General features: G+C 74.3%; 11 protein-coding genes and 2 pseudogenes. 10 read left to right on the top strand and 3 right to left on the bottom strand.

Going from position 1 to position 14,317, the window contains the following annotated elements; all coding sequences use genetic code 11:
• Window positions 1-166 precede the first annotated feature (166 nt).
• The 7 genes from GA0115242_RS25285 (at window position 167) to GA0115242_RS25255 (ending at window position 5,437) form a co-directional block, all read left to right on the top strand.
• Entirely contained in the window at window positions 167-1,006 is an 840-nt protein-coding gene (locus GA0115242_RS25285) for a helix-turn-helix domain-containing protein (RefSeq protein ID WP_176729911.1), read from the top strand.
• A gap of 107 nt (window positions 1,007-1,113) precedes the next feature.
• Window positions 1,114-2,586, top strand: a complete 1,473-nt coding sequence (gene rimO / locus GA0115242_RS25280) for a 30S ribosomal protein S12 methylthiotransferase RimO (protein ID WP_093832267.1) — start codon at window positions 1,114-1,116, stop codon at window positions 2,584-2,586.
• Entirely contained in the window at window positions 2,583-3,374 is a 792-nt protein-coding gene (gene pgsA / locus GA0115242_RS25275) for a CDP-diacylglycerol--glycerol-3-phosphate 3-phosphatidyltransferase (protein ID WP_093832265.1), read from the top strand. The genes rimO and pgsA overlap by 4 nt, the downstream gene beginning before the upstream one ends.
• Window positions 3,371-3,916 carry a CinA family protein gene (locus tag GA0115242_RS25270; protein WP_093832263.1) on the top strand — a complete coding sequence of 182 codons (546 nt, stop codon included), beginning with the start codon at window positions 3,371-3,373 and terminating at the stop codon, window positions 3,914-3,916. The genes pgsA and GA0115242_RS25270 overlap by 4 nt, the downstream gene beginning before the upstream one ends.
• A 109-nt stretch (window positions 3,917-4,025) precedes the next feature.
• Complete coding sequence (locus tag GA0115242_RS25265; protein WP_030947329.1) at window positions 4,026-4,400, top strand: helix-turn-helix domain-containing protein; 375 nt, start codon at window positions 4,026-4,028, stop codon at window positions 4,398-4,400.
• A gap of 174 nt (window positions 4,401-4,574) precedes the next feature.
• On the top strand, window positions 4,575-5,045 hold the full coding sequence (locus GA0115242_RS25260; RefSeq protein ID WP_093832261.1) for a Dps family protein: 471 nt from the start codon (window positions 4,575-4,577) through the stop codon (window positions 5,043-5,045).
• Window positions 5,046-5,155: 110 nt separating this feature from the next.
• Complete coding sequence (locus GA0115242_RS25255; protein ID WP_093832296.1) at window positions 5,156-5,437, top strand: hypothetical protein; 282 nt, start codon at window positions 5,156-5,158, stop codon at window positions 5,435-5,437.
• Here GA0115242_RS25255 and GA0115242_RS25250 read toward each other — a convergent pair.
• The 3 genes and pseudogenes from GA0115242_RS25250 to GA0115242_RS25240 all read right to left on the bottom strand — a co-directional run bounded on the left by GA0115242_RS25250 (window position 5,385) and on the right by GA0115242_RS25240 (window position 12,290).
• Window positions 5,385-6,149, bottom strand: a complete 765-nt coding sequence (locus GA0115242_RS25250) for an SDR family NAD(P)-dependent oxidoreductase (protein ID WP_093832259.1) — start codon at window positions 6,147-6,149, stop codon at window positions 5,385-5,387. The two genes, GA0115242_RS25255 and GA0115242_RS25250, sit on opposite strands and share 53 nt — an antisense overlap.
• 57 nt (window positions 6,150-6,206) lie before the next feature.
• Complete coding sequence (locus tag GA0115242_RS25245; protein ID WP_093832257.1) at window positions 6,207-7,010, bottom strand: Fpg/Nei family DNA glycosylase; 804 nt, start codon at window positions 7,008-7,010, stop codon at window positions 6,207-6,209.
• Between the two features lie 332 nt (window positions 7,011-7,342).
• Window positions 7,343-12,290, bottom strand: a pseudogene (locus GA0115242_RS25240) (ATP-dependent helicase).
• A gap of 105 nt (window positions 12,291-12,395) precedes the next feature.
• Between GA0115242_RS25240 and GA0115242_RS25235 the strand changes: the two are divergent.
• From GA0115242_RS25235 to GA0115242_RS25225, 3 genes and pseudogenes are all read left to right on the top strand, one after another.
• A pseudogene (locus GA0115242_RS25235) lies at window positions 12,396-13,337 on the top strand (AraC family transcriptional regulator).
• Window positions 13,280-13,999: an AzlC family ABC transporter permease gene (locus GA0115242_RS25230; protein WP_093832294.1), complete on the top strand. Its 720-nt coding sequence runs from the start codon at window positions 13,280-13,282 to the stop codon at window positions 13,997-13,999. The pseudogene GA0115242_RS25235 and the gene GA0115242_RS25230 overlap by 58 nt, the downstream one beginning before the upstream one ends.
• The gene (locus GA0115242_RS25225) at window positions 13,996-14,304 is read left to right on the top strand and encodes an AzlD domain-containing protein (RefSeq protein WP_093832253.1); all 309 of its coding nucleotides are present in this window, start codon (window positions 13,996-13,998) and stop codon (window positions 14,302-14,304) included. Before GA0115242_RS25230 ends, GA0115242_RS25225 begins: the two co-directional genes overlap by 4 nt.
• Window positions 14,305-14,317 lie beyond the last annotated feature (13 nt).

Genomic DNA, 14,317 nt, shown 5'->3' with positions numbered 1-14,317 from the left:
ACGGCGTACGTCAAGTTGAGGTAAGCGTCAAAAGATGTCCCGCCATCGGCATGTCCGGCCATGCCGATGGGCTACAAAGTCCCACCGCCCGGTTGCCCCTCCCTTTCGCACCCCCCCTAGACTGAACCTCCAGCACAGGTGGCTAAAACGCTCGAAAGGCGCCCCCGTGTCCATCGGCAACTCCCCTGAAGACGAGCGTCCGTTCGAAGACGACCACGAGGAAAACCGCCCCTCGATCGGCCACGCCCTGCGCCAGGCGCGTATCACGGCCGGGCTGACCGTCGACGACGTCAGTAATGCCACCAGGGTCCGGATCGCGATCGTGCACGCCATCGAGGCGGACGACTTCACCGCGTGCGGTGGTGACGTCTACGCCCGGGGCCACATCAGGACCCTGGCCAAGGCCGTCCACCTCGATCCGGAACCGCTGCTCGAACAGTTCAGCGCGGCCCGCGGCGGCAGGCCCGTGCCCACCCCGGCGGCCCCCCTGTTCGAGGCGGAGCGCATCCGCCCCGAGCGGCGCGGTCCGAACTGGACCGCCGCCATGGTCGCCGCGATCGTGGCCGTGGTCGGCTTCGTCGGCTTCACCGCGTTCAAGAGCGGCGACGACGGCCACTCCAGCACCCAGGTGGCCGACACCCCGTCGCCCGAGCCCAGCAAGTCCGCCTCGCGCGACCCGCAGGGCGGCAAGCCCGACACCCCCAAGAACGACCCCTCCGACAGCGCCATCGCCGCCGCGCCCCAGGACAAGGTGACCGTCCAGGTCAGCGCGCCCGACGGACGCAGCTGGATCTCGGCCAAGGACCACAACGGCCGGCTGCTCTTCGACGGCCTCCTCAAGCAGGGCGAGTCCAAGACCTTCCAGGACAGCGACAAGATCAACCTGGTCCTCGGCGACGCGGGCGTCATCCAGCTCCACGTCAACGGCAAGAAGATCGAGGACGACTTCCGGCCGGGTGCCGTGGAGCGCCTCACCTACACCAAGGGCGACCCCCAGGTCGGCTGAGCGCACGGGCCGCGCGCCCGGCGAGAACGAGCGGGGCCTGTCCGGCGGCGGACGGGCCCCGCCCCCGTCGACGAGGGGTGTCGGTGGGACGAAGTAGTCTTGAGCCCATGCCTGAACGCCGTACCGTCGCACTCGTCACCCTTGGCTGCGCCCGTAACGAGGTGGACTCGGAGGAGCTCGCAGGCCGTTTGGAGGCGGACGGCTGGGAACTCGTCCTGGACGCCGAGGAAGCGGACGTCGCCGTCGTCAACACCTGCGGCTTCGTCGACGCCGCCAAGAAGGACTCGGTCGACGCCCTCCTGGAGGCCAACGACCTCAAGAACCACGGCAGAACGCAGGCCGTGGTGGCGGTGGGCTGCATGGCCGAGCGGTACGGCAAGGAACTGGCCGAGGCGCTGCCCGAGGCCGACGGCGTCCTCGGCTTCGACGACTACGCCGACATCTCCGACCGCCTCCAGACCATCCTCAACGGCGGCATCCACGCCTCCCACACCCCGCGCGACCGCCGCAAGCTGCTGCCGATCTCCCCGGCCGAGCGGCAGGAGTCCGCCGCCGACGTGGCCCTTCCCGGCCACGCGCCCGCCGACCTCCCCGAGGGCCTCGCGCCCGCCTCCGGGCCCCGCGCGCCGCTGCGCCGCCGCCTCGACGGCAACCCGGTCGCCTCGGTCAAGCTCGCCTCCGGCTGCGACCGCCGCTGCACCTTCTGCGCCATCCCCTCCTTCCGCGGCTCCTTCATCTCGCGCCGCCCCAGCGACGTCCTGAACGAGACGCGCTGGCTCGCCGAGCAGGGCGTCAAGGAGGTCATGCTCGTCTCCGAGAACAACACCTCCTACGGCAAGGATCTCGGCGACATCCGCCTCCTGGAGTCGCTGCTGCCGGAGCTGGCCGAGGTCGACGGCATCGAGCGGGTGCGGGTCAGCTACCTCCAGCCGGCCGAGATGCGCCCCGGGCTCATCGACGTCCTGACCTCCACGCCGAAGATCGCGCCGTACTTCGACCTCTCCTTCCAGCACTCCGCGCCCGGCGTGCTGCGCGCCATGCGCCGCTTCGGCGACACCGACCGCTTCCTCGAACTGCTGGACACCATCCGCTCCAAGGCGCCCCAGGCCGGGGCCCGCTCCAACTTCATCGTCGGCTTCCCCGGCGAGAGCGAGTCCGACCTCGCCGAGCTGGAGCGCTTCCTGAACGGCGCCCGGCTGGACGCCATCGGCGTCTTCGGCTACTCCGACGAGGACGGCACCGAGGCGGCCGGTTACGACGACAAGCTCCCCGAGGACGTCGTCGCCGAGCGGCTCGCCCGGGTCTCCCGGCTCGCCGAGGAACTCGTCTCGCAGCGGGCCGAGGAGCGCGTCGGCGAGACCGTCCAGGTCCTGGTCGAGGCGGTCGGCGGCGAGGACGGCGCCCACGGCCGCGGCGCCCACCAGGCGCCCGAGACCGACGGGCAGGTGCTGCTCACGAGCGGCGAGGGTCTGGTCGTCGGCCGTATGGTCGAGGCGAAGGTTGTCGGTACCGAGGGTGTCGACCTGGTGGCCGAGCCGCTCCAGGGCTCGTGCGCGGGCGGCGAGGAGGAGGCCAGATGACCGGAGTGCCGGCTTCGGCGGCGAACGGCTCCTCCGGCGCGCAGGGCGCCACCTCGGACGTTCCCCCGGCCACCCCGGACGTCCCCGCCGCCGTCCCCGGTGTCCCTCCGGTCGCCCCGGGGCCCGCTCCCGGGCCCGACGGCGGTCACGGCGGCGGGAAGCCGCCCCGGGGCGCGAAGATCGCGGCGGCGGCCGTCAACCAGGCCAGCGTCTGGAACATCGCCAACCTCCTGACCATGCTCCGGCTGGTCCTGGTCCCCGGCTTCGTCGCCCTGATGCTCGCCGACGGCGGCTACGACCCGGCGTGGCGGGCCTTCGCCTGGGCGGCCTTCGCGGTCGCCATGATCACCGACCTGTTCGACGGCCATCTGGCCCGCGCCTACGACCTCGTCACCGACTTCGGGAAGATCGCCGACCCCATCGCCGACAAGGCGATCATGGGAGCGGCGCTGATCTGCCTCTCGGTGCTGGGCGACCTGCCCTGGTGGGTGACGATCGTCATCCTCGGCCGGGAACTCGGGATCACCCTGATGCGTTTCCTGGTCATCCGGTACGGGGTGATCCCGGCGAGCCGGGGCGGCAAGCTCAAGACGCTCACCCAGGGCGTCGCCGTCGGCATGTACGTGCTGGCGCTGACGGGGTGGCTGGCCACCCTGAGGTTCTGGGTGATGGCCGCGGCCGTCGTGCTCACCGTGGTGACCGGGCTCGACTACGTAAGACAGGCCATTGTGCTGCGCAGGCAGGGAATCGCCGAACGCAAAGCGGCGGCGGAGGAGACGGAAGCGTGAGTTCCGCAGCCGCCGACGTGGTGCGACTACTGACAGTGAGGGGCTGGACCCTCGCGGTCGCCGAGTCGCTGACCGGCGGTCTCGTGGCGGCGGATCTGACCTCGGTGCCCGGGGCCTCCCGGGCCTTCCGCGGCTCGGTCACGGCGTACGCCACCGACCTCAAGCGGGCGGTGCTGGGCGTCGACGCCACCCTGCTGGAGCAGCGCGGCGCGGTGGACGCGCAGGTCGCGGCCCAGATGGCGGCCGGTGTGCGGACCGCGCTCGGCGCCGACTGGGGCATCGCGACCACCGGAGTGGCGGGCCCCGACGCCCAGGACGGGCAGCCCGTGGGGACGGTGTTCGTCGCGGTGGCGGGCCCGCACGGAGCGGATTCCGGTTCCGCCGCTGGCGGAAAAGTGGCTGCCCTGCGGTTGAACGGCGACCGTACGGAAATTCGTAAGGAGAGTGTACGCAGCGTGCTCGCCCTGCTCCTGGGCGAGCTGCTGGGCGAACAGACCGGGAATGAGCGGGCACAGGATACGGAACAGAACGGGGGGTTTTGATGTTTGCAGCCCTGAGTGAACACGACATCGCTCCCCGCACGGCCGCGGCGCAAGGCGGTACGGTGGGGCGTGAAGGATGCGGCTACGCGGTCCGAGGAGGGAGCCACCGATGATTCTGCTCCGTCGCCTGCTGGGTGACGTGCTGCGTCGGCAGCGCCAGCGCCAGGGCCGTACTCTGCGCGAAGTCTCCTCGTCCGCCCGAGTCTCACTCGGCTATCTCTCCGAGGTGGAGCGGGGGCAGAAGGAGGCATCCTCCGAGCTGCTTTCCGCCATCTGCGACGCGCTGGACGTACGGATGTCCGAGCTCATGCGGGAAGTGAGCGACGAACTCGCTCTCGCCGAGCTGGCCCAGTCTGCCGCGGCCACCGAGCCCGTACCCGCGCCGGTTCGTCCGATGCTGGGTTCCGTCTCGGTGACCGGTGTGCCGCCGGAACGGGTGACCATCAAGGCGCCCGCCGAGGCGGTGGACGTCGTCGCCGCCTGATCCCGGCGCGGCACCACGTCCGAGCTGATCGTGCGCGCGGGAGACCGCGCCCGAACCGACGGCAGAGAGCCCCGCCCGTCGCCTCCCCACTTTCCGGAGAGGCGACGGGCGGGGCTTTCGTGCATCGTGGAGGAGCGGAACTCGGGGCCGGACCCAGCGATCGGAGCACAACGGATGTACGTCGTGAAAAGCCCCCTGTCCGACGCCGACCTCAAGACCGTCGCCGAGGCCCTCCAGGGCGCCCTCGTCGACCTGGTGGACCTGTCCCTGGTCGCCAAGCAGGTGCACTGGAACGTGGTCGGACCGCGCTTCCGCTCCGTCCACCTCCAGCTCGACGAGGTCGTCGACACCGCGCGGGCCCACTCCGACACCGTCGCCGAACGCGCCTCCGCGCTCGGCGTACCGCCGGACGGCCGCGCCTCCACCGTGGCCACGGGCAGCGGCATCGGGGTCATCCCGGACGGGTGGATCCAGGACTCGGACGCGGTCGCCACCCTCGTGGAGGCCCTGGGCGCGGTGATCGTGCGGATGCGCGAGCGGGTCGCCGACACCGCCGAGGCCGACCCGGTGAGCCAGGACATCTTCATCCAGATCACGGCCGACCTGGAGAAGCACCACTGGATGTTCCAGGCCGAGAACGGCTGAGCCGGACGGCGGCGGTAGCGGACGGCGGACGGGTGCCACCGTGTGCCGTCCACGCGCCCTTTCCCAGGACGAGAACGGCGTTCTAGCGTCGGGCTGGAGGTGATGTGCGCATGGCGCGGCCGATAGTGCGCCGGGGGGTGCTGATCGGGCTGGGCTTGCTGTGGTGGTGGGCCGTGCTGCGGCTCGCGCTCGCGCCGGGCGCCACCGGAGTGCTGGAGGGGACCGTCGCCGCCGGAGGGTGGGGCCTGAGCCTGCTGCCGGTGCACTGCGTCGCGAAGGCGCGGGCGGCCGGGGCCGTCGCCACCGGGCGGTGGCGGAGCGCCTGGCGGACGGGACGGCTCACCATGGCATCGCCACCCCGCCGTTCGGACGCAGGATCTGGCCCGTCGTGAACGACGACGCGTCGGACGCCAGGTGCAGCACGGCGTGGGCGACGTCGTCCGGCTCGCCGACCCGGCCCAGGGGCGCCATCCGCGCCATCGCCGTCTCCGTGCGCTCCCGCGCCCCGGCCTCGTGCCGCTCGGTCATCGGGGTGCGGATCCAGCCCGGTGCGACCGCGTTGACCCGGATGCCGTGCCGTCCGACCTCCTGGGCCAGGGTCTTCGTCAGCTGCACGACGGCCGCCTTGGCGACGCCGTAGCAGAGCAGCCCGGGGCGGCCGGTGTCCACGGCGCCGGAGGCCATGGTGACGATGCTGCCGCCGGTGCCGTGCTCCAGCATCAGCCGGGCCGCCTCCTGGCAGGCGTACAGGACCCCCTTGAAGTTGACGTCGAAAACCCGGTCCAGATCCTTGTCACGGGTCTCCAGGACCGGGCTGGTGTGCATGATCCCGGCGATCGCCGCCATCACGTCCAGCCGCGCGCAGGAGCCGACGGCCTGGCGCAGCGCCTGCCGGTCGGTGACGTCCAGGTGGTGGGTGCGGGCCGTGCCGCCCGCGTCCTCGATCAGGGCCGCGGTGCCGCGCAGCTCCCGCGCGTCGCGGTCGGCGCAGTGCACCGTGGCGCCCGCCCGCGCCAGCAGCACCGCCGAGGCCCGTCCGATGCCGGTGGCGGCCCCGGTGACGAAGGCGGTGCGTCCGGAGAGGTCGTACGCCGTGAGGGCCATGGCCACGACGGTACGGACCGATCTGACGGGTCGTCAATTGGTGTGGCGCGGTGGGCTTCAGGCGAAGGGCGGGGCCGGTCCCGTCTGGCAGGCGGGGCACCAGTAGGTGGGGCGCTCCCGGGAACCGTCGCCCTGGTCGGCCACCCGCACGCGGGTGCCGCAGCGCAGACAGGGGCGCGGGGCGCGGCCGTACACGAACAGGTTCGGGCCCCGGCGGCCCGTGGTGTTGCGGACCGCGCGGTCGCGGTTGGCGGCCAGCAGGTGCTGGGCGAGCGCCGGGAGTTTCGCGGCGCGGTCCGCGGGCAGCGCGCCGATCGGCAGCCATGGGGTGGCGCCGAGCAGGAAGCACAGCTCGCTCTTGTAGACGTTGCCGACGCCGGCCAGATTGCGCTGGTCGAGGAGTGCCTCGCAGAGCGGGCGTGCGGGGTCGGCGAGGAGGTTGGCGAGCGCCTGGTCCGCGTTCCAGCCGGGGCCGAGGAGGTCGGGGCCGAGGTGGCCGACGGCGCGGTCCTCGTCGGCGGTGCGCAGCAGCTCCACGACGGGCAGGCGGTAGCCGACCGCCGTGCGCCCGCTGGTGCCGAGGATGACGCGGATCTGGTGGGCGGGGCCGCCGGTCCAGCGGCTGCCGTCCTCGAAGACCTGCCAGGCGCCGTCCATCCTCAGGTGCGAGTGGAGGGTGAGACCGCCCTCGATCCGGGTCAGCAGGTGCTTGCCGCGGGGGGTGACGTCCAGGACGGCGCGGCCGGTGAGGTCGGCGGTCGCGTGCGCGGGCACCCGCAGATCGCTGCGGGTCAGCACCCGGCCCGCGAGGGCGCTGTGCAGGCGCTTCGCGGTCCGCCAGACCGTGTCACCTTCGGGCATGGGTCAAGGGTGGCACGGGTGGGGGTGGCGCGGGTGAGGGTGGCACGCGTGAGGGTGGCATGGGTGGGGGCGCGGTCGGGAGGTGGGGTGGGGTGCGGCTGAGGTTGCGTCGGGGGTGAGGCGTGGTCGGGCGGCCGAGACAGAAGCGGGGCACGGTTGACGGCTAACCGGCGCTCTGTATGGAGCGCGGAGACGGGGCGCGGTCATGGGGCAGGGTCGGGGTGAGGCTTTGCGGGGGAGACGGGGCGCGGTTACGAGGTGCGGTGCGGGGTCGTGGCGGGGTGCGGGGCGCGGTCGCGAAGTGGGGTGCGGGTTTGCGCCGGGGGGGGCGGTCAGGCGCGGAGGCGCAGGCCGCGTGGGGTCGCGATGAAGCCCTTGCCCTCCAGGAGGGCGCCGATGGGGGAGGTCAGGGCGGAGGCGCCGTTGACCCGCTCCACGGTGACCGTGCCGAGGGAGCCCGCGCGGGCCGCCGTCGCCAGGGCCTCGGCCGCGGACCGCAGTCGGGGGTCGTCGGTGGCCGTGCCGCCCGGGTCGGTGGGCCAGGCCAGCAGGGTCTTGCCGCCGCGCTCCATGTAGAGCGCCAGTTCGCCGTCGACCAGGACGACGAGGGAGCCTGCCTTGCGGCCCGCCTTGTGGCTCGCGCCGTCCGGTGGCTCGGGCCAGGGCAGCGCGGCGCCGTACGCGTTCGCCGGGTCGGCGGCCGCCAGGACGAGCGCCCTGGACTCGGGGGCGGGGCGGGGGCGCGCGCCGGAGTAGGGGGTGCCCCTGACCGGGGACGCAAGGGGTGGGAAGGCGAAGGTGTCGTCGTCCGGAGGGGAGGCGGGGGTCGGGGACGCCGAGGTCCGGGGGGCGTCCGAGGGTGAGTCGGGGGACAGCGGCGGGAAGACGAAGGCGTCCTCGGGGGCGGGGGCGGCGCCGGGGGACTCGGGCGGGAAGGCGAAGCCGGTGGCGTCGGGGTCGGTGGTGTCGGGCTGTGGCGGGGTGAAGGCGTCCACCACCGGAGGCGGGGGTGCCGTCTCGCCCCGGTCGCGGGCGTTCGACACCGCGCGCAGCCGGTCCACCGCGCCGTCCATCGCGAACTGGGCCGCCCCGAGCCCCTCCACCACGTAACCGCGCCTGGCCTGGCCGCTGTCCTCGAACGCCGACAGGACCCGGTACGTCGCCGCGAAGCCCCCCTCGACGCCCTCGGCGGCGACCGCGCCCCGGGTGACCACGCCGTGCCGGTCCAGCAGGGTGCGGGCCACGGCGTGCGCGCGGACGGTCGGGTCGCCCTCCCGGGCCGGGAGCAGGGACCAGCGGCCCGCGACGGTCGGGGCGGCCGCCCCGGGACGCCGGGCGGGCCGCCGCGGTGAGCGAGCCGTACCGGCCGCGCGGGACGTTGCGCTTCGCGCGGTGGGCGGTGGAGCCCGCGGTGCGCCCCGAGCCGAGCAGGGCGCGCATCGGGGCCAGCGTGTCGTTGGTCAGCCGTCCCGACCAGGCCAGGTCCCAGACGGCGTCGGCGAGCTGCGGGTCGGTGGCGGCCGGGTGGGTGGTGGCGCGGACCTGGTCGGCGATCTGGCGGAAGAACAGGCCGTAGCCCCCGGCGAGGGCGTCCAGGACGGACTGGTGCAGGGCCGTCAGCTCCAGCGGGTGCGGCGCGGGCAGCAGCACCGGCGCCGCGTCGGCCAGGTAGAGGGAGATCCAGCCGTCCTTGCCCGGCAGCGAGCCCGCGCCCGCCCACACCACCTCACCGGCGGCCGTCAGCTCGTCGAGCATGGCCTGGCTGTAGCCCGCCACCCGGGACGGCAGAACCAGCTTCTCCAGGGCCGACGCGGGCACGGACGCGCCCTGGAGCTGTTCGAGCGCGCGCACCAGGCCGTCGACGCCGCGCAGGGTGTGCCCGGTGCCGATGTGCTGCCACTGGGGCAGGAACTGGGCGAGCGCGGGCGGCGGCACCGGCTCCAGCTCGTGCCGCAGCGCGGCCAGGGACCGGCGGCGCAGTCTGCGCAGCACCGTCGCGTCGCACCACTCCTGGCCGATGCCCGACGGGTGGAACTCGCCCTGCACGACCCGGCCCGCCGCGGCGAGCCGTTGCAGGCCGCCCTCGGTGACCGCGGTGCCCAGGCCGAACCTGGCCGCCGCGGTAGCCGACGTGAACGGGCCGTGGGTGCGCGCGTACCGGGCGAGGAGATCCCCCAGCGGGTCCTTGACCGGCTCGGTGAACGCCTCCGGCACCCCGACGGGGAGCGCCGTGCCGAGGGCGTCCCGCAGCCGTCCCGCGTCCTCGATCGCCGCCCAGTGGTCGGTGCCGCCGATCCGCACCCGGATGGCGCGGCGGGCCGACGCCAGCTCCTGGGCCCACTGGGGTTCGGCGCCCCGCGCGGCCAGTTCGGCGCCGGTGAGCGGGCCGAGCAGCCGCAGCAGGTCCGCGACGCCCTCGGCGTCCTTGACGCGCCGGTCCTCGGTGAGCCACTGCAGCTCCCGCTCCAGCTCGGCCAGCACCTCGGCGTCCAGCAGCTCGCGCAGCTCCGCCTGGCCGAGCAGCTCGGCGAGCAGGTGGGAGTCGAGGGACAGGGCGGCGGCGCGGCGCTCGGCGAGCGGTGAGTCGCCCTCGTAGAGGAACTGGGCGACGTAGCCGAACAGCAGGGAGCGGGCGAACGGGGACGGCTCCTGCGTCGTCACCTCGACCAGGCGGACCCGGCGCGACTCCAGGTCGCCCATCAGCTCGACGAGCCCGGGGACGTCGAAGACGTCCTGGAGGCACTCGCGGACCGCCTCCAGGACGATCGGGAAAGATCCGAACTCGCTCGCCACCTGGAGGAGCTGCGAGGCCCGCTGGCGCTGCTGCCACAGCGGGGTGCGCTTGCCGGGGCTGCGACGCGGCAGCAGCAGCGCGCGGGCCGCGCACTCGCGGAACCGGGACGCGAACAGCGCCGAGCCGCCGACCTGGTCGGTGACGACCTGGTCGACCTCGCCCTTGTCGAAGACGACGTCCTGCGCGCCGACCGGGGCGTCGCCCTCCGCACCGCCCGCCGCGCCCGCGGGCCCGGTCGGTTCCCGGTCGAGCAGCTCCAGGCTCATCAGGTCGGCGTCCGGCAGGCGCAGCACGATGCCGTCGTCCGCGTGCATCACCTGGGCGTCCATGCCGTACCGCTCGGCGAGGCGGGCGCCGAGTGCGAGCGCCCACGGGGCGTGCACCTGCGCGCCGAACGGGGAGTGCACGACGACCCGCCAGTCACCCAGCTCGTCCCGGAACCGCTCCACGACGATCGTCCGGTCGTCCGGCACATGACCGCACGCCTCGCGCTGCTCGGTCAGGTACGACAGGACGTTCCCGGCGGCCCAGGCGTCGAGCCCGGCCGCCAGCAGCCGCAGCCTGGCGTCCTCCTCGGGCAGCGAACCCACCTCACGCAGGAACGCGCCCACCGCGCGGCCCAGTTCCAGCGGGCGGCCGAGCTGGTCGCCCTTCCAGAACGGCAGCCGACCCGGCACGCCGGGCGCGGGGGAGACCAGGACGCGGTCGCGGGTGATGTCCTCGATGCGCCAGGAGCTGGTGCCCAGGGTGAAGACGTCACCGACGCGCGACTCGTAGACCATCTCCTCGTCCAGCTCGCCGACCCGGCCGCCGCCCTTCTTCGGGTCGGCACCGGCGAGGAAGACGCCGAAGAGGCCGCGGTCCGGAATGGTGCCCCCGGAGGTGACGGCGAGACGCTGCGCCCCCGGGCGGCCGGTGACGGTGCCGGTGACCCGGTCCCACACCACGCGCGGGCGCAGCTCGGCGAAGGCGTCCGACGGGTAGCGGCCCGCCAGCATGTCCAGGACCGCCGTGAAGGCCGACTCCGGCAGGGACGCGAAGGGGGCCGCGCGCCGGACGGTCGCCAGCAGGTCGTCGACCTGCCAGGTGTCCAGGGCCGTCATCGCGACCACCTGCTGGGCCAGCACGTCCAGCGGGTTGGCGGGCACCCGCAGGGACTCGATGGAGCCGGTGCGCATCCGCTCGGTGACCACCGCGGCCTGCACCAGGTCGCCCCGGTACTTCGGGAAGACGACGCCCGTGGAGACCGCGCCGACCTGGTGGCCCGCGCGGCCGACCCGCTGGAGGCCCGAGGCCACCGACGGCGGCGACTCGACCTGGACCACCAGATCCACGGCGCCCATGTCGATGCCCAGCTCCAGGCTCGACGTGGCGACCACGGCGGGCAGCCGGCCCGCCTTGAGGTCCTCCTCGACCAGCGAGCGCTGCTCCTTGGAGACCGAGCCGTGGTGGGCCCGCGCGATGACCTGCGGCGCGCCCTGGGCCGCGCCCGAGCCGCCCATCAGCTCGGCGGGATCGTGCTGCTCGTCCAGGGGCTCCCCGGTGGCCCGCTCGTAGGCGATCTCGTTGAGCCGGTTGCAGAGGCGTTCGGCGAGGCGGCGGGAGTTCGCGAAGACGATCGTGGAGCGGTGCGACTGGACCAGGTCGGTGATGCGCTCCTCGACGTGCGGCCAGATCGAGGGGCGTTCCGCGGCGCCCGAGTCGTCGGTGCTGTCGGCGGCGGGGGAGCCGCCCAGCTCGCCCAGATCCTCCACCGGGACGACGACGGAGAGGTCGAACTCCTTGCCCGACGCGGGCTGCACGATCTCCACCCGGCCGCGCGGCGCGAGGTAGCGGGCCACCTCGTCCACCGGGCGGACCGTCGCCGAGAGGCCGATGCGGCGGGCGGGCCGGGGCAGCAGCTCGTCCAGCCGCTCCAGGGAGAGCGCCAGATGGGCGCCGCGCTTGGTGCCCGCCACCGCGTGCACCTCGTCCAGGATGACCGTGTCGATGCCCGTCAGCGCCTCCCTGGTGGCGGACGTCAGCATCAGGAACAGCGACTCGGGTGTGGTGATCAGGATGTCCGGCGGGCGGGTGGCCAGGGCGCGGCGCTCGGCGGCCGGGGTGTCGCCCGAGCGGATGCCGACCTTCACCTCGGGCTCGGGCAGGCCCAGCCGCACGGACTCCTGGCGGATGCCGGTGAGGGGGCTGCGCAGGTTGCGCTCGACGTCCACCGCGAGGGCCTTCAGCGGGGAGACGTACAGGACCCGGCAGCGCTTCCGGGGATCGGCGGGCGGGGGCGTGGAGGCGAGCTGGTCCAGGGCGGCGAGGAAGGCGGCGAGGGTCTTGCCCGATCCCGTGGGGGCCACGACCAGCACGTCCGAGCCCTGCTGGATGGCCTGCCACGCGCCGGACTGGGCCGCGGTCGGCGCGGAGAAGGCGCCCGTGAACCAGCCGCGGGTGGCGGGTGAGAATCCGGCTAGGGACCGGTGCGCGGCGCTGACCATGCGTCCATCCTGCACCCGACCACTGACAACCGCTCCGACCTGCGGATTCGTCGGCGGGTTCGGAGCGGTGACCGGTGCCGGGCGGCGGGGGCGGACAATGGGCGCATGGCTGGATCTGGTGAGGTGGCGCGGCACTGGCGGTACGCCGACCTGCCCGGCGTCGACCTGCTGCGCGCCCGGTACGTGCGCAAGACGTTCGTGCGGCACACCCACGAGAACTTCGTCATCGCCGCCATCGCCGACGGCGTCGAGGTCTTCCACCACGGCGGCGCCGACCAGCACGCGGGCGCGGGCGCCCTCGCCCTGGTCAACCCCGACACCCCGCACACCGGACGGGCCGGGGTGCCGGACGGCTGGCGGTACGGCGCGCTCTACCCGTCGCCCGAGGTGGTCGCCGCGATAGCGGCCGAGACGACGTCGATCCGCGGCACGCCCGCCTTCGTCGCGCCGGTGGTCGACGACCCGTACGCGGTGGCCCTCGTGCACCGGGTGCTGCGGGCCACCGACGAGGGCGACGCGCTGGCCGCCGACACCCTGCTGCGGGTGGCGGTGACCCGGCTGCTGCGGGTGAACGGCGGGACGCTGCCGCGCCGGGAGGTGCGGACCGCGGGCGCGGTGACCGCGGCGCGGGCCCGCGCGCTGCTGGAGGAGCGGATGGCCGCGCCGCCCACCCTCGAGGCCCTCGCCGGTGAGCTGGGCACCAGCCCGTTCGCGCTGCTGCGGGCCTTCAGGGACGCCTACGGGATGCCGCCGCACACCTGGCTCACCGACGCGCGCGTGAAGCGCGCCCGGCGGCTCCTGGACCGGGGCCTGCCGCCCGCCGAGGCCGCCACCGCCGTCGGCTTCGTCGACCAGCCGCACCTGAACCGGCACTTCAGCCGCATCGTGGGGGTGCCTCCCGGCGCCTACCGGCGAGAGCGCAAGAACGTACAAGACACGACCTGACCGCGCCTCCTACCGTCCGGGGTGTGGAAGAACAGACAGTGGTCATGGACCCGGCGGAACGGAAGACGGACAGCGCCGTCGTCCGTGACGCCCTGGGTGTAGGGGTGGCGGTGGGGCTCTCCGGCTTCGCCTTCGGAGTGACGTCGGCCGGTGCCGGGCTCACGGTGGCGCAGACCTGCGCCCTGAGCCTGCTGGTGTTCACCGGGGCGTCCCAGTTCGCCCTGGTGGGCGCGCTGGCCGCCGGGGGCAATCCGCTCACGGCGGCCGCGGGGGCGTTCTTCCTCGGGGTGCGCAACGCCTTCTACGGACTGCGGCTGTCCCAACTGCTCGCCCTCCCGCGCGCGGTGCGGCCGTTCGCCGCCCAGTGGGTGATCGACGAGACGACCGCCGTCGCGCTGGCGCAGCCCACCCGGCGCGCGATACGGATCGGCTTCACGGTCACGGGCGCCACCCTCTACGTGCTGTGGAACCTGACGACCTTCCTGGGCGCGCTCGGCGCCGAGGCCATCGGGGACACCCGCACCTGGGGTCTGGACGCGGCCGGACCCGCCGTCTTCCTCGCGCTCCTCGCGCCGATGCTGCGGACCACCACCGAACGCGCCGTCGCCGGGCTCGCCGTCGTCCTCGGCCTGGGGCTGCTGCCCGTGCTGCCCGCCGGGGTGCCCGTCCTGGTGGCCTCGCTGGCCGCGCCCGCCGTCCTGTGGGCGCGCGGCCGGAACGCCGGGACGCCGTCCGACACGGCCACCGGGGGAGGGCCGCGATGAACGTCTGGATCGCCATCGGGGCCACCACGGTCGGCTGCTACCTCGTCAAGCTCCTCGGCCTGCTGGTGCCCGCGGGGGCGCTGGAACGGCCGCTGGTGAAGCGGCTCGCCGAGCTGCTGCCGGTCGCCCTGCTGGCCGCCCTCACCGCGCAGCAGGCCTTCGCCGACGGCCACGCGCTCGTGCTCGACGCGCGGGCCGCGGGGCTGGGGGCCGCCGCGGTGGCGCTGGTGCTGCGGGCGCCCTTCCTGGTCGTCGTGGGCGTCGCCGTCGTCGTGGCGGCGGGGGCGCGGGCCCTCACCGGGTGACCGCCGGGCCGGG

The organism is Streptomyces sp. SolWspMP-5a-2 (assembly GCF_900091845.1).
GTDB lineage: Bacteria > Actinomycetota > Actinomycetes > Streptomycetales > Streptomycetaceae > Streptomyces > Streptomyces doudnae.
Note: the sequence above shows the minus strand (reverse complement) of the source record. Positions and strands in the feature narration are given on the sequence as shown.